Here is a 19804-nt window from a genome sequence, read left to right as displayed (position 1 = left end):
TTCACAAGTGAGGCACTGATAAGTTTTTGACTTTAGCCAGTGAGAATTTTACAAGAAATAGAATTGAAAGATTCAGTTTGAATTAATATCTTTGTCACTTACTTCAACGGAAAAGAAAAGTGTAAACTTTTTTTGCTTTCTTGATAAACGGCAAATTTACAATAAGAACAATGGCAAAAATAGGTTTAGCACACTTGCTATATGGCAAGTGGCTATTACTATTGCTTATTGTTCTAGGTTTGCCGACCTTTCAAGATTTGCGAGAAAATTAGTCCACTTGCTTTTTTGTTGTTTATAACTAAAAAATTATGAACAATAAAATTCAATTTATGAAACATTTATTTCTTACAGTCTTAATGGCTGTTTCCTTCGTTAGCTGTTCTAACGGTGATGATGATTCAACATCTCAACAGAACAACCCCATAACAACTCAATACTTTCATCCTCCTACCTGGATTCAAGGGTCTTGGAAAGTTGGTAATACATCTTACTATAAGTTCACAAACGATGACTTTATTTATGTCATGAATGGGACGAGCTATAAAGCAATTCTAACACAAACTGCAAATAATGGGCAGACTGCAAAAGTTGATGAAACAATTACAGATACTGACTATAATTTTGTAATTACAGCAGGTGCATCCAGTGGTTCTTATAAGTTTAAAAAAGTTAGTTCAACTCAAATACAATGGGTGAACGGAGTTAACAATATTACCTTAGACAAAGAGTAACCTAAACTGATGAAAAAGATTTTATTCTTAATAATATTTTTACATTCATTCTCATTCCTGTATTCTCAGGGATTTATTGTGAAAAAAGATGGAAATTCTGTTACGGAATTTAATGGCTATAAACTATCATTTGTTAAATACAAAATGGATGCTGATACTAAAGAATTTTACGATAAGATTGCAAACAACAGAGTTAAAATTTTTATTAGTTTCAATATTGATTGGAATTGTATAACATGTGTCCTTAACTACATTGGTGATGGCAAATTATCGGTATTTGAAGGAAATTATCGCACTGATTATAAATTTAATAGAGGATATTATAACAAGAATGGAAATTCTGAATTCTTTAAATTCTATTATGGAAATAGAGAAATTGCAACCGTAATGTGTTTAAATGGTTCAGCACAGTCTGTTATTTGTAATAACAATGAAGGAAGGTATTTTAACTATTATACTAACCTTACAGACTAAACATGAAAAATTTAATTTTATTTGTTTTTATAATAATTTGTGCCTACTACAAATCTCAAATATTTGAATGTAACAGTATTGACAGATACGAACTAAATTATATTTACAAGCAAAACCAAAGTAAATTCAAAGTTGTCATTGGAGATATAAACTATATGCAAAAAAGTATAGATGGATTAGAAATTAACGTTATAAAGCAAATATGCATAAATAATTGGACTATATATGACAAAAATGGAACTGATTATATGTATAAAAGATTTGTTGATTATAATGGTAGCATTGACAAGGGGTACTATCTAAAAAACACAGGTTATTTAGAGATATTAAGCTATTTGAAATACAAAATTAAGAGCACAATAAAAATAAGCATTTTATCATATTAATATGTCAAATTACATTTCGTTGTTTAATTTAAAATTAATTTTTGACTATGAAGTCTTTTCATTGGGTCAGGAATATCCGTATTTGCTAGATTGTATTGAGCATGAATGGAGAAGAGATAATTCTCTTGATTTAAAAAAGGTTGTTGGAAATATTATTATTAGACATGATTACAATATATCATATAAATACTTTAACCCTAATTATTTTAGCAAATTAATAGAATTAAATAAAATTCAAGGTAACAAAGCATATCTGAATTACATCAAAATTATTAATATTATGGGATACTGTATCGTCATTACAGTAAAGGAGACTACTTCCAAATTGAAACTTGATAAGCCCAGCAAAGCATTATTTCAAAGTAAAATTGGGCAAGTTATCAGCAACTTTCATTTTTATAAGTCCAAGCAGAATACACGAAAATAAAAAGAAATTCAAAAATATTAGCTTTATTATAATTTGAATACATTTAGAAAGATACATAGGTATTATACGGCATTTCAAAAAAGATTAATCCCCTCGATTTTAGAGGGGATTCTAGGTTTTCATATATATGTAACAACTTCAAAGCTTTATTTTTAGTTTAAATAATTGATAGTCAAACAACTTCTCTTTACAAAAGGCAGAAAATTTTATACAACATTAAATAAAAAACTTACAATATATCTATAATTTTTCCTTGAAAATTTAAATAAAAGCTAAGCATACATTTTAAAAACTAACTGTTATTATTGTATCATTATTCTTCAAATATGTTCGTTTTATAAATCCCAAATCTTTAAGTTTCCTCATTAAAACTTCATTTTCGCTAGAATTTTCAATTTCTATTTTTTCTTTTTGAAGTATTTTGGAATATGGTTCACCTAAATTTTCTAAATATATTTTCATATTTAAACTGTTAATATTATTTCTTTCTAAATTCAAAAGATAAATTTTTTCCTTTATTTCAATCGCAGACAATAATACATTATCAATAAAATACTTTAAAGATATATGAAATTGCGTAGATTTGAAATTCTCAATTATAACAGTCAAAAATTTTATATCATTATAATCATACATTTCTTGTTCAGTAAGAAATTTTAAAATATCAATTTTTAAATTACCACTTATATTAGAGTTAAATATTTCTTCCCATGATTCTATTGGAATGTCCAAAGAAGAATATATTTCAGATAAAGTTTGTTCGTTCCTAGTACACAATAGATGGATATTTTCTACTGATAACGATGATAAATTATAAGAATTAAGTACAATTATATCATGCTCTATAAGAGCTGACATTCTATCAATCCTATCAATTATTGAAACTTCTTCAAAATTCATAGTCATAGAAGAAACTAAATTACTAAATGTAACGTCTAAAATATTACTATTTACTAAATCAACATTGAAACGATTAATTAACTCCAAGTTTATTTCATCGTCAGTATTCTTCAGTGGTTCATCAATACAGTAAAGTTTTAAATCATTGTAGCTATCGTTTAAAAAATCAGTCAATACATCATCAATACTAGAACCCATCTTATAATATAAAAGAACATTTTTCCAATTTGCTTCTACTCTTTCCAGAATCATCAATGAACCCCAGTATATTTTATCATTAATTTTGGAAATACTTAACAATTTGAAATTCAAATTTTCAATTATAAGATATTTATTTTCTTCTTTCACATTATCTGAATTGAGTAATTTTTCAATTGACTCTCCTTCTTCATTCCCAGCGTCTAAATGCAGTAAAACTTGCTCGATATACTCATTTATATTTTCTTCAATATTATCCTTTAAAAAAGTACAATCTGAATTATTGATAATGCTATAAGTGGGACTTATCAAAGCTGAATCATTTTCATTATTTTCATTATATTTTTCCAGAAATAGAGCTATGTTGGATTTGTTAATTTGATACAAGTTATTAATCATAATTTCATAAATCCAATCATGTAAATGAGTCTTATATTTAATTTTATTAAACATAATTCCTAATGATTTTAACTTATTAAAAACTTCAGTTTTATATTCACTATTAAAATTTCTAAGTACAAAATCGTCATAGTCAACAAGGAAACTTTTAATTTTCTCTGTTTTGTTTAAAGATTTAAGTTTCTCTACATTACTGCTTTTAAATAAAGTATCAAAAATTCTTTTTTTCTCTTCTAAATTAAATTCATCTTTTATGTAAATCAATTCCCAAAAACCATCCCATTGTGAAGAAAAACTATTAATAAATGTATAATCTCTACCTTTATCTCTAGAATATATTATATATCTATTTATGAAATCAACTGACTTATCTTTAGTATTAGATATGTTTTTTATGAACTCAATAAATTTATTTTCTATAATTTTGTTATTTCTATAATTTTCTATTAAGTAATCGAGGATATCAAAATTTAAGATTGATTCTTTTTTAAAATTATCAACGACAATCTCTGCAATAAAGTTTTTTGGTCTGTCAATTTTTTCATCGAAAAACGTCTCATTGTTACCAATAATTCTCACCTTCAAATCATTATCCTTTTCAGTTATTGATTCTGGATAAAACAAAGATATATAAGTAGAATAATTTTCATCTAAATAACCATTTATAATTAGTACTTTAAGAAGGCTATAATTTGGGGTTAACTTCGAAATTATAGAGTCAATACCCTTCTGCTTTTCTAAATCATTTGCAAACTCCTCTTTTGAATTCTCTATCATTCTCTCAGCAATATTTTTTATTGCCTTTGAAAAATATTTTTCAGTTTCCTCACTACCAGCCTCAATAATAAGGTCGTTTAATGATGAGTTTTTTAAATTGCTTAATTTGTTTTGAATATTTTTAATATCAGAATCTATGGATATAATTTTATCATTTTGCTTATCACGTATTCTCCTTTCTCTATCCTTATATCTAGTTTTGGAATCAATGACATTTTCAATTTCTGTAAAATCAAGATTTTTTAATTTGTAATCTTTAGTATAGAATATTTTATCATTTTCAACAATTTTTGTAAAAACTTCATCATTTATAAAATCATTAAGAGTCACATTTTCATTATCTAAATGATAGTGAGTAGCTCCAAATGTTTGAATTGAAATTTCAGAAATATAGATTCGTCGTAATTCAGCAATACTTTGCTGTTTTTCAGATACTATATTTCCTTTATCAGCTCTCAAAAAGCCTAACTCTATTGTTAAATTCGTCTCAGTTTCCTTATAAAACTCATTTTTTTTATCAAAAATTTCATAAAATAATCCAACTTTATTTTGTAAATCTTTAAAGTCAATTGGATAAATATTTTTTAAAACAATTAAAGAAAATAGTTTATTAAAATCTATTTTATCATTTTCTTTGTTTTTAATTTTATGGTAGGTTTTAAATTCATTAATAATATTGATTAAACTTCTCATATCATTTATGAATGGAGAAATATTATATATAATATCTTCCATTAGAATATTTTTATCAATAAAATCACTTTTAAGTCTTTTGATAAATTGAGTGTTAGAATTACTGTAATCAACAACAGGAATTATTGGAATAATCAAATCAAAGAACTTTGTTTTTTCATTATTCTTACTAAATAGTTCATCTTTAACAGCATATATGAAGGTCACCTTTTGAAGAATATCTTTTGAATTATTTATTATAATATTTAATTCTCTTAATTTTATAAAAACCTCTACAGCATCTTCAAACCTATCAATATCTTCAATAAAGACAACGGAAGTTTTTGTTTTTTCAAAAAAGTATATTAACTCGTCTACATGTTTGTTTATAATCGAAATATCATTTTCTTTAGGAACAAATTCGGCATCACTAAAACTAATTTTACTTACTTTCAATTTAAAAATTTGCCTAAAAAGCTTTTTAGAAATAAAGAAAACACCAATTATAAATGTAAACTTCATTAAATAAATATAATACGAAGTTTCGCTCTTGTTTATAAAATATACCTTCTCATATATTTTATCAAAAAATAAATAAAGGATAGAAAATGCCCAAAATATAAAAAAAATCACTTTGAGAAAGATAAACTTATCATAAGTAATCCTTTCAAACCTAGAATCTCTTAGATTTTTCTTTTTTTCAAAATAAAGTATTTGCTGAACAATGCTTGTTTCAATATCAACTTCAGTTTGTCTATTTTTTTCTTCAAATTTTCCCAAATTAATATCTAAAACTTTAAATTCAGGATTTTTTTTCTTGAAAAGATTCAATATGGTACTTTTCCCTGTGCCAAATGAACCTGAAACAGCAATATTTTTAACATTTTGATTTAATATTCCCCACTCTAATGATTCAAGATAAGTTTGTAAGTTATAATTATCTTCTTCCTTTTCAGAAATGTAAGGTGTGAGGTCTTCTAAATTGTTAATGTTTTTATTGTTTTTTGTTAAAAGATTAATTTTCTTAGAGCCAAGAAAAAATATTATTCTTGACAAAAAATCTAAATAATAACTATCAGTAAATGCTTTCAGGTCTAAATATTCCCCTTTAAGTGTATTAAATAATCTCTTCATTGTATTAGTTTGATGGCAAATTACAATTTTCAAACTAAAAATTAAAAAATATAACAATGAACCTTTAGCATTAAATTATAATTTGTTACTGCTAGAATTAATATAAATGATAAGGGCATCAGAGAATCCAAAGGCTATTCTTTGACTGATTTGGCTTTACTATGTGTTTTGGAGAAAACCGCTATTTCCAAAATTGGAAATGGCAGAACCAATATTACCTTTAAGACTGCTATTGTATTTTGTATAGCTTTAAAAATTTAGCTTAGAGATTTCTTTGATATTTCAATAAATCAAGACTTTTAAATTCTTTTCCATATCAATTTATTTTATCCAAATATAGGAAGGATGAAACGACAAAATATGTCGTATTAAATTTTATGTGTTCAGAATTTATTTATCGTAATAAGTTAGTCATAAAGATGATTTTACTGGTTCATATGTAAATTCATAATTAATAAATTCGTTGTTTGGAAGAGTATTTTGTGAGAAATCTAAAAACTCATCCTTAAATCTACTTGTCTGGCTATCAATATTATTTCTTGTGAATTCTATAAAATCATCATAGCTGTCAAATATCTTTAGAACAAAATCACTGATTCTATTTTTTTTCCTAGTATATCTTTCATCTGACCATCCTCGTTCTTTTTCTACCATGTCAACTAAAAATTCATCTGGAAATCGTTGTATAGCAATTTTAAAGAGTTCTTTAACTTCAGGTAAGACAACTTCTACATTATGCCACATATTGCTTTGATTTTCGTCTGGCTGATGCTCTTTAATTACACTTCTCCAGAAAGCATCAAATATCATATTATTTTCGTAACTAAATGTCTTAACTATTTCACCAAATGAATAGATAATAAATTCTTTTAAATCCTCTTTAGATAAAATATCAAAATTAGCAGGCTCATAAATTCTTGTAAAAATATATTTGCAAAATCTCATTTCAAAAGTATAGGGAAATTCTGCACTATATAATAGATTCTTTATAAAATCTGTGAAATCCTCTTTTTTGTTTTCATAAAACTTTTGGCAAATAGCAGTAGTATGATTAAATAAACAAGCAAATATGTAATCATAGTCTATGTGAAAATATTTTAAATCTTCTCTTTCAGAAGTCATATTTTCCAATAGGAATAGCATCTTAATATAGTTTTCATATTCTCTTCCATTACTAAAATCTAAAGTATCAGTATGATACAAACGAGCTAAAATTCCAAACAGTTGACCATTTTCCTCCCATTTCTTTAGATGGATAATTATATTTCCCCAAGATGATTTTATAACGTTTCTATATTCTTTATCTGGTATTTCCGATTCTCCTAATTCATCTCTGAAATATTTAAAATAGTTATTATTAAATCCAAACGATAAAGGCTTCTGTAATGATTCTAAAAATAAAACCTGAAATAATGCACGAATATCATCTAATTGCTCTTCACTATATATGTTAAAACTTTTTAAATCTTGAAATAAGATAGATTCTTTAAAATCTTGTGTTGTATTTTTATCATCTTTTCTTAAACCTATTTGTCTAATTCCACCTCCAAATCTTGTATTACTATCTGATGAACCAATGTATTTATTCTTGTTTGCAAATATTTGAAAATAAACTTCATAATAAGAAAATTTCATTAGTTTAATTATTAGAAAGTTGCTAATATCTATTTCGTCTTTTATAGAATTTACGCTTATTGAGAAGTCATTCAAAAATCTTTTAGCTTCTCTTAGAGTTTTGATTGAACTAAAAACATTTCCAACAAAATATTTCGAAAACATCTCATAACTGTCAAAAACATTTTCCAATTCATTTGTTTCTTCATTAAAATATTTCTTTAGATTTTCTTTCAGATAAGAAATAATTTGATTTTTTGTTACAGGAAGTAGATGAAACTCACTTAAAAATATTTTTTCGCAATAACTTTCTGGCTTTGGAATATTATTTTTTTCTAATGCTCTAATTATATATTCTTTGTCGTAACCTACAACGTAATTAAATGTTTTAAATGAAGCAGTATTTCTTATCAGTTTTAATACTTCAAAAACTTCATTGGGTTGTAATCTATCTAAATCATCAAAGAAAATAATAACTTTTTTATCAAGTTTTTCCAATAAATTATCAACGTTTTTAAAATTTTCAGAAATATTTTGGTCAGAAATTACATTAAGAGAATTCAAAATAAATTCTGTAGTTGAATTTTTATGTATTGACAATACCGATTTACCATATTTTTTCATCTCTTTTGCAACATCGATACTGTATGGTTTGATTTCTTTTTCTACTGTATTAAAAAAATCACTAATAATAGAACTTAAGCTAATATTTAACCAACTTTTAAAATGTACTATAATAAACTTTTCATCATTAATAAAGGATTCTTCCATAAAGCTCATGAAAGTTGTTTTTCCCTCTCCCCATCTACCAACAATACCGATTGCAATTGAATTATCCGAATGATTTCCTTTAATAAATCGAACTGCCTTTAAGACTACTTCCTTTCTTCTTAAGACATCTTGAGATGAATGGGTTAAGGGATTATCACTGTAAAATGTAATATCGCTTTCTTCATTCGTCGGTTTCTTCCAATTTTTATAAATAAAATAACCTTTAATTAAAATTGGGGAGATTAAAACAAAAAATAAAATATCTGAATATTTGATTTGGGAAGATAAATAAAAAGAAAGTAATTTATCATTAAAAACAATTCTTATATAAGAATAAAAAAATAATACTAAAACTATATGAACAATTGTTGTATTTCTAATGTAAAACCCTTTATTAATCTTACTTATAGTCCATAAAATTAAAAAAAACACCAAGAAAATAATTATCAAATCATTTACTGGGGAGGTTGTGAATTTTGAAAGAAAAGTTTCTATTAAGACTTTTTTATATATAGGAATTATAATTTTTTCTAATGAAAAATATACTCCCAGAACTATTAAAATTAATTTGAAATTTGAAATAAATTTCAAAACCTTATCTAAATATTTCATAATCAACTTATATAAAGTTTAATTTTTTCGTAAATATTTTTCACTTTTTATTCAATCTTATACCTTTTTTTTAAATCACTCCATTTTTGAGATGAACCATCATTTAATTTATGAAAAATTTTAGAATCTAGCTGCATACTATAAGAAGATATTAATTTTTCATAAGAAATTATATTATTAATTATTAAAGGGTCTCTATCTTCAAGTTTTATAGTTGTAAATATTTTTTTATAAAAATCTAAAATACTTTGTAATCTTGAACTAAACGAGCAAAGTTTTAAAAAGTCCTTAACAATATAAATAGGTAATATTAACTGAAATATTTTTGTTAATAATTCTTTTTCTATAAAAAAAATAGAAATAAGATATATCAGAAGTACTCCTGTAAATATTGGTATTTGCTTTTTTATCATTACTTCTACAACGTTTTTTGAAAAAAAAGCATTTTCATATCCATTGACACCTAATTTATAAATACCTTTTTCTATTTCTTCATTAGTATAATAATTCTCTGAATTCTCTTCGGAGAGTTGAGAATTAAGACCATTATCTATATAATCATCTATACGAGATTGCTCAGCTTTGATAAAAAGCTTATTGAAGATTATTTCTAAAACAAAATATATAATTGAAATAATACAAATAACTATATCCACTAACTCTTTAACATAATCAGGTAGATTAGGTACTATTGTAACTAAAGATGCAATTGTACCTAATATCATTAACCAAAATTGAATTTTTGTTATTAAGCCTGTTGTATCATAATTTACTTTGTGAGGAACTATTCTATTCATAATCTAATTTTTCAATATCTTCGTGAGCTTCTGGTCCATACCATATACCTGTTTCTAACCATACCTCATAGAAATAAAGCCAGCCAGCTGTCCATTCCACAATCTCTTTTGCAATGAATTTTTCTTTTATCCATTTGAAATTTTTTGGATGGTATAAGCATAATTTATTGTCTGCACTCCTATAAACATGTGGAGGTTTTTCAACTAATTGAGGATTTATAATCTTTACAATTGGTGGAAGGCTTCCTCTATATAAAATAGAAATAGTGTAAACAGGAAACTCTGGTTTTACCTGTAAGTTACCTTCAAAAACGATACTATCACCCTCTTTTTTATATGTAAACTGTGGGTATTTCTGTTTCATTGCTCTTATCTGTACATCTGAATTGTACTTTTGCCTTTTAAAGTACATCTCCAAAATAACCTTTAGATGCTGAAATAGATGACGCTCCTGAGGTAGTCGATAATAAACCAGAACCTGCAATTTTTAAGCTACCTTCACTCAAAGATTTAGAAAATGCCTTTGCTTCTTCTTCATCAACAATTGGAAATTCTTTTCCAAAAACCTCTTTCCAAACTCTTTTAGCATCTGCTTCCTTATTATTTTCTAAAAAACCAAATGCCTCATTTAACTTATTTTTTGTTTTGTCGAGTTTGTTGATAAATTTTTCATATTCCCGATATGACTTAAATTTACTATCTTCAATATGATGATGTGCCTCATTAAACCATGTTCTTATTGAATTTTCATAATTTTCAAATGTTGTGAAATTCAAAATCTTAATTGCAACTTCTTCTACATGATATGACGGTATAATTTTATCATTTAATCGATTCCAGTACTTAATTATCTTAATAATGCTCTTTAACTTATAACTATAATTTTTGTTAGCATCATTTAAACTATCCGTTAAAGTTTTTGGATAAGATAATGTCCATGACAATAAGTCATAATCTGGTATTCGATAACCCGTACCAAATTCAAAAGCAGGTAAAATATCAAAAGACTTATCACTTAGTTCAACAGTAACACAAGGTCTATCTTGCTTAACTTTTCCTTTGTAATCATGCTGTTTGTCAAGATAATTTTTGATTTTAGACAATACGGACTGTGGCTTTGGTAAATCTCCATTATCCTCAGTCCAATCCTCCTCATTTAAAACAGCAAAAATATCAATATCATGCAAAGGTCTGACAATAGTATCTCTTTCATACGAACCATTTAAAAAAGATTCTTTTAGGAAAAGAGCATCATCCTTCTCAAGTGTTGATGTAATGTTATTTACTGATGAAGATATGTTTTCTTCTTGCCTGTCCGTTACAGTAATGTTTTGAAGTAATGTTTGAATAGATTGTAAAAGTGTTGCCATGTTTTATGATTTATACTAAATTGATAGTCAATTAACATACCCTTCACAATCAAGTGACAAAAAGTCAGGGTTAATAAAAAATATAGACTGCCAAAAAATCTATTTTAATAGAATTTTTAGATTTCATAAAATTATTTTTGAATACCTTGTTTCTTTTCAGAATGTGAAGACCCAATTTTATATATCGTACAACTACCAATATGGATAATATCCCCTCCCTTCTTTTTTAATTTTTGATATACCCCCGTTAAAATTTAGACCTTTTATAATGTGCTAGGAATTTGAACCTATTTTTTAAATTTTTGAACTTATTTTTTCACTGCAACAAAAAAGCCTTTCTTAAATCTAAGAAAAGCTTTTAACCTGAATGTCAACAAAACATTAATCCCAAGCTTTGTTTAGTTTTTCAACAGAATCATTATCAGCAAACTTTACATAATTTTGAAAAACACCAAAATCCTCATGCCCCGTTATTTGCATGATTTCAAGGGGTTGCAGACCTTTGTTAAGACATCCAATAATAAAGTATCTTCTGCCATAATGAAAGGTAATCCATTCGTACAAAGGTTTCGTAATTGCAATTATTTCTCCTTTATAGTCTTTCTCATTGATAAGAAATTCATTGTTTACCTCAGCTTTTATAAGGATTTTTGTTAGATGATTATTGCTCGTTTGATTGGTATATCCCTTACCTACACCGTAAAGGTCATTAAATTCTTTTATGTAGGAAACTGCCTTACTTGACATGGCAATTATGTCAGGTCTATTCTTTTTGGTATTTTTGAAATGGTATTTACCCTCCTTTATGTTTCTATAGTTTATATTTAAAACATCCGAGTGCCTCAATCCTGTGAGGCAACTAATGCAAAACAACCTACGAGTAATGTCTAAGTGACTATCATTGCTAAGGTCAAGGTTAAATACTTTTTCAAAATCAGACTCAATAAAATCTACAAATTGTCCTTTTTCATGTTCTCTCTCCAATGTTTCAAAAATTTTATTGGTATGGTAATTCCTATTAAACATAAATTTTAGAAAAGCTTTAATATTTTTAATTTGCTTTGACCTTGTATTAGTTTTTTGCTTACAAGTCATTTGTAAATAATTCATAAAACCATCAAAAAACTTAATATCTAAATCATCAAATAATAGGTCTTTTTTACTAATAGTAACCGAATAGGATTTTAAATGATTTCTAAGTGTTGTATATGCTTTAAGTGTACCTTCTTTAAGTTTAGACTTTTGTATTTCTAAAAACTTCTCAAATGCTTTATCAACTGTCAAATCAGTTTCAGAGTTTTCAAATTTTCCATTTAGATAAGTGCTAACCTCATCAAAAAATTTAGTTGTTATAGATTTATCATTTTCTAAAAAATTTCTTGTGTACAAATCCAGTATCTTAGCTTGGATTGTATTCAGCATTTTATTAAAATTTAATGCATTCGGGGCATTTGTTTTAATTCTCTGGTTGTTTTTATTCCAGTATTTAGGAGTGATTTTTAAAGTTGTGGAAAATTTCGGTCTTTTTCCATTTAGGCTGATTGTAACCAGAACTAATGAATCTTTTATTGAGTTCGGTTCTTTTAGATAAAAGTTAATTTTCATAGTATTTACGTTTAGGGGACACTTTAATTTGCATTGGGGACACTAAAGAGGACACTATTTCATGAATATAATTGAACAATCTTGAAAGTAAATATACAAAAAAATCCTTGTATTACTTATGAATACAAGGATTTACTGTTTAACTGTGTTTAGTTATTTTTAACTGTTTTCAGTCTACGTGGTCCCACCTGGGCTCGAACCAGGGACCACCTGATTATGAGTCAGGTGCTCTAACCAACTGAGCTATAGGACCTCAAAACTTGGTTAAATTTTGTGTTTGCAAAAATAGTAAAATTTCTTTCACTACAAAATTTTTTATTGCTTTTCTTGGCAAAGTTCTACCAGTACGCCGTTTGTAGACTTTGGATGCAGGAAGACAACTAATTTATTATCAGCACCTTCTTTGGGTTCTTCGGAGATAAACTGAAATCCTTCTTTTTTCAGTCTTTTCACTTCTTCCAGAATATTTTCAACCCCAAATGCCAGATGATGGATGCCTTCGCCCTTTTTATCGATAAATTTTGAGATCGGACTTTCAGGATTACTGGCTTCCAACAGCTCAATTTTACTTTCTCCTGTTTCATAGAAAGAAGTTACAACCCCTTCCCTTTCTACGGATTCTTTTTTATAGGATTCTTTTCCCAATAATTTGGCAAAAAGCTCATCAGAAACTCCTAAAGACTTTACGGCAATACCAATATGTTCTAGCTTCATAAATACTAATAAATATAATTAAATCGTAAATTTGATACTCCAGTTGAATTTCAAAGTATCAATTCAAACAAAAGTACTAAATTTGCAGAAATTATGGAAAGTAACAGACAAAGAAAAGTAGCACAGATTATTCAGGAAGACTTCGCAGAGCTTTTCCGCAAACAGGCTTCAGAAAGCAAACAGAGTATTTTAGTATCTGTTTCAGATGTAAAAGTAACTGCTGACTTAGGAATTGCTAAGATTTATTTAAGCATTTTCCCACAGGAATTCCGTACCGCTGTGATGAAGGAGATTGAAGAAAACAAAGCTCAATACAGAAACTTCATCGGACAGAAAATGTCAAAACAGGTACGTATCATTCCCCAGCTTAACTTCTATCTTGACACCGCTCTGGATGATGTTGAAAAACTGGAAAGAGAATTAAGAGGTGAAGGCGACAATCCTGTTTTATAAATCTTGAAGAATATTGCATTTTACATAGCATCCAGATACCTTTTAGCTAAAAAAGGCAGTACCGCGGTTACGTTTATTACGTGGCTGTCCGTGGGTGCCATGACGGTTGCTGTGACTGCAATGTTCGTCATTATTTCTGTTTTTTCAGGTCTTGAGGATCTGAATAAAGACCTTATTTCCAATCTTCATGCTGACCTTACTTTAAAAAGCGTTTCCGGAAAAACTATTAAGAATCTGGATACCGTCAATAAAGTATTAGGCACCCATAAAGAAGTGAGCAGCTTCTCCCGTGTTATTGAAGAAAAAGTATACATCAGCTTCAACGGAAAAGGAGATATTGCTTATTTAAGAGGCGTTGATTCTGCTTACGTCAAAGTAAACCCGATCAATAAAGATGTTTTCTACGGAACTTATCCGAGCTTCAAATATTCCAATGAAGTATTAATGGAAAACAGTCTGGATAACAGACTTTCAATTCCTGTGGATTCTTCCAACCATTATGCGACAGTCTTTATGCCCAAACCGGGAACAGGGATTATCAATAAAGAAGAAGACATCTATAATAAAAGAGATATTTCAGTAACCGGTGTTTTCCCTGGAAAAGATCAGCTGGACAATTATATTATCTCTCCTATTGAGCTTGCGGAAGAGTTACTTAACCTTCCCAAAAAGTCAGCATACCAGATTGTCATTAAACTAAAAAATCCGGAAAATGCAGATGCTGTAAAACAAAGCCTGCTTTCTTCTCTCGGCAAAAATATTGAGATCAAAACCAAGGAAGAAGAAAATGCTGCTTTCTGGAAAATGATCAACACCGAAAAACTTTTTATCTACCTGATTTTTGCCCTGGTTATCTTCATTACCACCTTTAATCTTGCCGGAGCAATCATTATCCTTCAGCTTGATAAAAAAGAACAGGCAAAATCACTTATTTCTCTAGGCTTTCCTTTAAGCCATTTGAGATTAACCTATTTCTACACCGGTCTCCTGATTGTTGTTTCGGGGGTGATTACCGGATTGATTCTTGGAACAGCACTTTGCTACTTCCAGCTTTACACAGGATTCTTCCGAGCTAATGAAGTTCTGCCGTTCCCGGTAAAAATTGTAGGAAAAAATTATCTTATTGTAGCCCTTACAGCTTCCTTGTTCGGAATCACTATTTCATGGTTTTTCTCAAAAATCAGCAAAGAATATATTACTAAAAACTAATCTACTAAGTTTATATATTACATTAAGTTAATATACTTCGGTTTCATTTTTTTGTACCTTTACGCCCCAATTTTAAATAAATGAAACGAATTTTATCTTTTTTACTGTTAAGTATAACATTTATCGGCGGTTTTGCACAAGCTCCCGCAGGATATTATAATCAACCAGCAGGATTAACAGGTGCAGCTCTTAAAACAGCTCTTAAAAATATTATCACCAATGGACATGTTGATCATGGATATGGCGGTTTATGGACAGGCTATGCCACTACAGACCGTGATTATTTTTATGAAAATGACGGAACTATTCTGGATATTTATTCTGAAAATCCAAATGGACCGGATCAGTATAATTTCATCCTGGGAACCAATCAATGCGGATCTAACGGCTATGCTAATGAAGGTGACTGCTACAACAGAGAGCACGTAATACCTCAGAGTTTATTCAACAGTGCTTCTCCTATGGTCGCTGATATTCATTTTATCCGTGCTACCGATGGAAAAGTAAACGGAATGAGATCCAACTACCCTTTCGGAGTTGTTGGTGCTACTTCTTTCATCTCTAAAAACGGATCAAAACTAGGTACATCCGTATCACCAGGATACTCAGGTACTGTATTTGAGCCTATTGATGCTTTCAAAGGAGATATTGCCAGAATGTTCCTTTATTTTGTGACAAGATACGAAGACAAACTTTCTAATTTCACTACCGGTGATATGCTTGGAAACACGGCATTCCCGGGACTACAGCCTTGGGCATTGAATCAATATTTAGCATGGAATGCAATGGATCCTGTATCTGCGGAAGAAATTGCAAGAAACAATGCTTCTTATACTTATCAGGGAAACAGAAACCCTTTCATTGATCACCCTGAATATGTTACTCAAATCTGGGGATCTCCGGTAATTGATAACCAAGCACCTACAGCAGCAACTAACGTTGTTGCCAACAATCCAACTTCAAACTCTATTGCTGTAAGCTGGACAGCCGCTACAGATAATGTAGGAGTAACTTCTTATCAGGTTTACGCTAACGGTGCATTAAAAGCTAATGTTTCCGGTACAACAACATCTACTGTCGTATCAGGATTAGCTCCACTTACTCAATATACTTTCTATGTAATTGCTAAAGATGCTTTCGGAAACTCATCTCCACAAAGTACAACAGCTATAGAAACTACTCTTGACACGCCTGCAGGAGGTGGAAGCTGTGGAACAGAAGATTTTGAAATGATCACTGGTGCAGCGAATACTTATCTGACAGCCAACTGGACGAACAACGGAATTTCATGGACTGCTACAGACGCAAGAGTTGACCAGACCATTAATAATAAAGCCATTACCATCAGAAATGGTTCTTTAACAAGTTCAACACTTTCAAGCGGAATCCAGAATTTAACTTTAACAACACAGTTAAAATTCTCAGGAAGTGCAGGATATTTCAATGTTTTTGTAAACGATGTTAATGTAGGAACTATTCCTTACAGTACCGTTGTCACTACAACTACCATTAACAATATCAACGTAAGCGGAAACGTTGTCATTAAGCTGACCAATTCTTCTACTTCCAACAGAGTTGCTCTGGATGACCTTAGCTGGGCATGTTTCGGTACATTAGGAACTGCTGAAACTCAAAAAAGCAAATCAGAATTCACTATCTACCCTAACCCGGTAAAAAACAATGAATTATTTGTAAAAGGAGAAAATCTTAGCAAAATTTCAAAAGCCGATATCTATGACCTTTCCGGAAAATTAATTGAAACAATCGTTAATCCTTTCAAACATTCAAATAAAATTAACCTTAAAGGTGTTGTAAAAGGAACTTACATCCTGAAAACAGATAATTTCTCTACTAAATTTATCGTAGATTAATTCTTAAAAAATATTTCAAACCAAGGCCGGATTTATCCGGTCTTTTTTTTATTTTTGATATATGGATTCCAATAAAAAATTAGGATTGATAGGAAAAAATATTTCCTATTCTTTTTCTAAAAAATTCTTCGAAAATAAGTTCCAAAAGCTCATGCTAAAGAACTTCTCCTATGATATTTTTGATCTGAACGAAATCAATGAAGTGGAAAACCTTTTTGCTTCTCCGGACCTTTTAGGATTCAATGTTACCATTCCCTACAAAGAAAAAATCATTGATTATCTTGATGAATTAAGCGATGAAGCGGAGAAAATAGGTGCCGTAAACTGCGTTCTTATCCAGGATGGCAAAAAAACAGGTTATAATACGGATGCTTACGGATTTGAAAAAACTCTTCTTTTACACAAAACCCCTTCACAGGACAAAGCACTGATCTTAGGAAACGGCGGTGCTGCAAAAGCTGTAAAATATGCTTTAGATAAACAAAATATTCCTTCTGTAACTATTTCCAGAAGGACGGAAATCAATTTTGAAAACCTTGATAAAGAAACCGTTGCGGAACACAAAATAATCATTCAGTGTACCCCGGTAGGCACTTTCCCGAACGTTACAGACTGCCTGAATTTTCCTTTTGACGGGCTTTCTTCTGAACACCTGATCATCGATCTGATTTACAATCCCAACTACACTCAATTCATCATCAATGCCTCTGAAAAAGGAGCAAAGACAGTGAATGGATATTATATGCTTGAACAGCAAGCAGAAAAAGCTTGGGAAATTTGGAATTTTCAAAAAAAATAACATAAATTAGTGCTTTAATTGGCCTTAAAGCTATATTTAAAGGATATAAACGCCACTCACATAAAAGATTTGCTATGACTACAGAAAACAATCTTTCTGAAAACGAAGAAAAGAACAATCCTAACGAAGTATCTCAGGAAACATCAGAAAACACAGTTTCTCATGATGCAAACCGACATGAAGAGGATGCAGAGCACCTGGAAGAACATGAAGAGGTAGAAATTTCCCTTACTGATGCTTTAAAGGAAATGGAAAAAATCATCAACACTCCCAACGCCGGTGAGAATTTCAAAAGATTCAACCTGTTGAGAGAAAAAGCAAGTCACTATATCCATGATGAAGTGGAAGATAAAAAGCACGAATATGTAGAAGCCGGAAATCCTGCTGAAAATTTCAGCTATGAACATCCTTCTCAGAATAAATATTCTGCATTGGTTAATATTTTCAGGGAAAAACATGACAGCTTCCAGAAAGGACAGGAAGAAGAGCAGAAGAAAAACCTTGAACACCGTCAAAGCATTATCGAAAGACTTAAAAATCTATATACCAGTTCTGAACCGGGAATCAATCTTTTTAAATCCATCCGTGAAATTAAAGAAGAATGGTCAAAAGCCGGACAGGTTGCAAAATCTGAATTCAAAATTCTTAACAACAACTACTTCCACCACCTGAACCAATTTTATCAGATGCTGGATCTGAATAAAGAATTTCTGGAGCAGGAATACAGCCACAATCTGGAAAAGAGAGAACATATTATTGCCCGTGCCAAAGAGCTGGAAAATGAACCGGTGATCCAAAAGGCTTTAAATGAACTTCAGTATCTTCATAAGCTTTGGAAGGAAGAAGCTGAGCCTGTTGCAGAGGAATTCCGTGAAAAAACATGGGAAGAATTCAAAGAAATTTCCAACAAAATTCATGAGAGAAAATCTGAGCTTTCTGCTTCTATTGAAAAGGAACAGACCGTAAATCTTGAAAAGAAAAACGAAATCATCGCTGAAATCAAGAAACTGTCTGAGCCATCAGAAACTCCTAATCACAACTACTGGCAAAATGCCATCAAAAGAGTTGAAGATCTGCGTTCTGAATTCTTAAAAACCGGAAGCGTTCCAAGAAAATTATCCAATCAAAACTGGAATGATTTCAAAACAACGCTGAGAGGTTTTAATACAACGAAAAATAACTATTACAAATCGTTGAAAGGTTCACAGCAAGCGAATCTTGAAGAGAAATTAAAACTGATCCAGACGGCACAGGACAATATGAACAATGAAGAATGGGATATTTCAGTTCCATTATTCAAAAAACTACAGGAAGACTGGAAAAAAGTAGGCCACGTTCCAAAGAGCATGACCAACAAAATCTGGGATGAATTCCGTGATGCATGTAATGCGTTCTTCAATAACTACAGAGAGAAAAGCAATACTTCCACCGACAACTGGAAAGAAAATTATAAAAACAAAAAAGTGCTTCTTGATGAATTGAAATTGGTTTCCAATGAAGAAGGCAGTATCGAAAAAATTGAGCAGATCAAAACATCATGGAACAACATCGGTAAAGTTCCGAGAGATAAAATTTCAATCAACTCTGAATTCAACAAGACATTAAGAGAGAAATTGAAAATAAACAAAATCAACGAACTTGAACTGAAAGAAGAAGGTCTATCTGAAAACCAGCTTACTGACAAAGCAAGAAAGATCAAAAACCAGATTTCTGATCTTGAAGGTGAAATTGTAAAACTGGAAAACAACCTTTCTTTCTTCAACAAACCATCAAGGGAAAATCCTCTTTTAAGAGATACTTACAACACCATTGATGAGAAAAAAGCTCATCTGGAAACATTAAAGCAGAATCTCCACAGCATCATCAGCGGAGATTAACAGATAACAAAATA

The 19804-nt window shown here is 29.5% G+C and carries 17 protein-coding genes and 1 tRNA gene; 10 read left to right on the top strand and 8 right to left on the bottom strand.

Going from position 1 to position 19804, the window contains the following annotated elements; translation table 11 throughout:
- Nucleotides 1-329 precede the first annotated feature (329 nt).
- From KYG33_RS18615 to KYG33_RS18600, 4 genes are read left to right on the top strand one after another with little or no spacing between them, the layout of a single operon-like run.
- On the top strand, nt 330-731 hold the full coding sequence (locus tag KYG33_RS18615) for a hypothetical protein (RefSeq protein ID WP_219072207.1): 402 nt from the start codon (nt 330-332) through the stop codon (nt 729-731).
- Nucleotides 732-740: 9 nt separating this feature from the next.
- On the top strand, nt 741-1205 hold the full coding sequence (locus KYG33_RS18610) for a hypothetical protein (protein WP_219072206.1): 465 nt from the start codon (nt 741-743) through the stop codon (nt 1203-1205).
- A gap of 2 nt (nt 1206-1207) precedes the next feature.
- Nucleotides 1208-1591 (top strand): hypothetical protein, encoded by a 384-nt coding sequence (locus KYG33_RS18605; protein ID WP_219072205.1) that lies wholly within the window; start codon nt 1208-1210, stop codon nt 1589-1591.
- Between the two features lies 1 nt (nt 1592).
- Complete coding sequence (locus KYG33_RS18600; protein WP_219072204.1) at nt 1593-2018, top strand: hypothetical protein; 426 nt, start codon at nt 1593-1595, stop codon at nt 2016-2018.
- A 285-nt stretch (nt 2019-2303) separates the two neighbouring features.
- Here the strand turns inward: KYG33_RS18600 and KYG33_RS18595 are convergent, their stop codons facing one another.
- Nucleotides 2304-6098: a hypothetical protein gene (locus KYG33_RS18595; protein WP_219072203.1), complete on the bottom strand. Its 3795-nt coding sequence runs from the start codon at nt 6096-6098 to the stop codon at nt 2304-2306.
- 141 nt (nt 6099-6239) lie between these two features.
- Between KYG33_RS18595 and KYG33_RS22635 the strand changes: the two genes are divergently transcribed.
- A complete protein-coding gene (locus KYG33_RS22635) occupies nt 6240-6359 on the top strand; it encodes a hypothetical protein (protein WP_219072202.1) in 120 nt (39 codons plus the stop codon).
- A gap of 150 nt (nt 6360-6509) precedes the next feature.
- Here KYG33_RS22635 and KYG33_RS18585 read toward each other — a convergent pair whose 3' ends face one another.
- The 7 genes from KYG33_RS18585 to mce all read right to left on the bottom strand — a co-directional run bounded on the left by KYG33_RS18585 (nt 6510) and on the right by mce (nt 13581).
- Nucleotides 6510-9095, bottom strand: coding sequence for a P-loop NTPase fold protein (locus tag KYG33_RS18585; protein ID WP_219072201.1), 2586 nt, complete (start codon nt 9093-9095; stop codon nt 6510-6512).
- 47 nt (nt 9096-9142) lie between these two features.
- The gene (locus KYG33_RS18580) at nt 9143-9892 is read right to left on the bottom strand and encodes a hypothetical protein (protein WP_219072200.1); all 750 of its coding nucleotides are present in this window, start codon (nt 9890-9892) and stop codon (nt 9143-9145) included.
- Nucleotides 9885-10256, bottom strand: a complete 372-nt coding sequence (locus KYG33_RS18575; protein ID WP_219072199.1) for a hypothetical protein — start codon at nt 10254-10256, stop codon at nt 9885-9887. Before KYG33_RS18575 ends, KYG33_RS18580 begins: the two co-directional genes overlap by 8 nt.
- A gap of 37 nt (nt 10257-10293) precedes the next feature.
- Nucleotides 10294-11262: an SMODS domain-containing nucleotidyltransferase gene (locus KYG33_RS18570; protein WP_219072198.1), complete on the bottom strand. Its 969-nt coding sequence runs from the start codon at nt 11260-11262 to the stop codon at nt 10294-10296.
- A 381-nt stretch (nt 11263-11643) separates the two neighbouring features.
- Nucleotides 11644-12867 (bottom strand): site-specific integrase, encoded by a 1224-nt coding sequence (locus KYG33_RS18565; protein WP_219072197.1) that lies wholly within the window; start codon nt 12865-12867, stop codon nt 11644-11646.
- 179 nt (nt 12868-13046) lie between these two features.
- A tRNA-Ile gene (locus KYG33_RS18560) sits at nt 13047-13120 on the bottom strand.
- A gap of 62 nt (nt 13121-13182) precedes the next feature.
- A complete protein-coding gene (gene mce, locus KYG33_RS18555; RefSeq protein WP_126653567.1) occupies nt 13183-13581 on the bottom strand; it encodes a methylmalonyl-CoA epimerase in 399 nt (132 codons plus the stop codon).
- Between the two features lie 93 nt (nt 13582-13674).
- Here mce and rbfA point away from each other — a divergent pair, with 93 nt between their 5' ends.
- The 5 genes from rbfA to KYG33_RS18530 all read left to right on the top strand — a co-directional run bounded on the left by rbfA (nt 13675) and on the right by KYG33_RS18530 (nt 19790).
- Nucleotides 13675-14034, top strand: coding sequence for a 30S ribosome-binding factor RbfA (rbfA, locus tag KYG33_RS18550; RefSeq protein WP_077413872.1), 360 nt, complete (start codon nt 13675-13677; stop codon nt 14032-14034).
- A 3-nt stretch (nt 14035-14037) separates the two neighbouring features.
- Entirely contained in the window at nt 14038-15243 is a 1206-nt protein-coding gene (locus KYG33_RS18545) for an ABC transporter permease (protein WP_077413871.1), read from the top strand.
- 80 nt (nt 15244-15323) lie between these two features.
- Entirely contained in the window at nt 15324-17114 is a 1791-nt protein-coding gene (locus tag KYG33_RS18540; RefSeq protein WP_219072196.1) for an endonuclease, read from the top strand.
- A gap of 61 nt (nt 17115-17175) precedes the next feature.
- The gene (locus tag KYG33_RS18535) at nt 17176-17913 is read left to right on the top strand and encodes a shikimate dehydrogenase family protein (RefSeq protein ID WP_180565160.1); all 738 of its coding nucleotides are present in this window, start codon (nt 17176-17178) and stop codon (nt 17911-17913) included.
- A gap of 74 nt (nt 17914-17987) precedes the next feature.
- Nucleotides 17988-19790 carry a DUF349 domain-containing protein gene (locus KYG33_RS18530; protein ID WP_077413868.1) on the top strand — a complete coding sequence of 601 codons (1803 nt, stop codon included), beginning with the start codon at nt 17988-17990 and terminating at the stop codon, nt 19788-19790.
- Nucleotides 19791-19804: the final 14 nt, after the last annotated feature.

This window comes from Chryseobacterium sp. D764 (assembly GCF_019317325.1).
GTDB lineage: Bacteria > Bacteroidota > Bacteroidia > Flavobacteriales > Weeksellaceae > Chryseobacterium.
This window is presented reverse-complemented; position numbering and strand designations above follow the sequence as displayed.

Excerpts from the sequence above, each read along its gene's own strand:
- KYG33_RS18615 (WP_219072207.1), top strand. The coding sequence starts at position 330 with ATGAAACATTTATTTCTTACAGTCTTAATGGCTGTTTCCTTCGTTAGC.
- KYG33_RS18610 (WP_219072206.1), top strand. The coding sequence starts at position 741 with ATGAAAAAGATTTTATTCTTAATAATATTTTTACATTCATTCTCATTC.
- KYG33_RS18605 (WP_219072205.1), top strand. The coding sequence starts at position 1,208 with ATGAAAAATTTAATTTTATTTGTTTTTATAATAATTTGTGCCTACTAC.
- KYG33_RS18600 (WP_219072204.1), top strand. The coding sequence starts at position 1,593 with ATGTCAAATTACATTTCGTTGTTTAATTTAAAATTAATTTTTGACTAT.
- KYG33_RS18595 (WP_219072203.1), bottom strand. The coding sequence starts at position 6,098 with ATGAAGAGATTATTTAATACACTTAAAGGGGAATATTTAGACCTGAAA.
- KYG33_RS18585 (WP_219072201.1), bottom strand. The coding sequence starts at position 9,095 with ATGAAATATTTAGATAAGGTTTTGAAATTTATTTCAAATTTCAAATTA.
- KYG33_RS18580 (WP_219072200.1), bottom strand. The coding sequence starts at position 9,892 with ATGAATAGAATAGTTCCTCACAAAGTAAATTATGATACAACAGGCTTA.
- KYG33_RS18575 (WP_219072199.1), bottom strand. The coding sequence starts at position 10,256 with ATGAAACAGAAATACCCACAGTTTACATATAAAAAAGAGGGTGATAGT.
- KYG33_RS18570 (WP_219072198.1), bottom strand. The coding sequence starts at position 11,262 with ATGGCAACACTTTTACAATCTATTCAAACATTACTTCAAAACATTACT.
- KYG33_RS18565 (WP_219072197.1), bottom strand. The coding sequence starts at position 12,867 with ATGAAAATTAACTTTTATCTAAAAGAACCGAACTCAATAAAAGATTCA.
- mce (WP_126653567.1), bottom strand. The coding sequence starts at position 13,581 with ATGAAGCTAGAACATATTGGTATTGCCGTAAAGTCTTTAGGAGTTTCT.
- rbfA (WP_077413872.1), top strand. The coding sequence starts at position 13,675 with ATGGAAAGTAACAGACAAAGAAAAGTAGCACAGATTATTCAGGAAGAC.
- KYG33_RS18540 (WP_219072196.1), top strand. The coding sequence starts at position 15,324 with ATGAAACGAATTTTATCTTTTTTACTGTTAAGTATAACATTTATCGGC.
- KYG33_RS18535 (WP_180565160.1), top strand. The coding sequence starts at position 17,176 with ATGGATTCCAATAAAAAATTAGGATTGATAGGAAAAAATATTTCCTAT.
- KYG33_RS18530 (WP_077413868.1), top strand. The coding sequence starts at position 17,988 with ATGACTACAGAAAACAATCTTTCTGAAAACGAAGAAAAGAACAATCCT.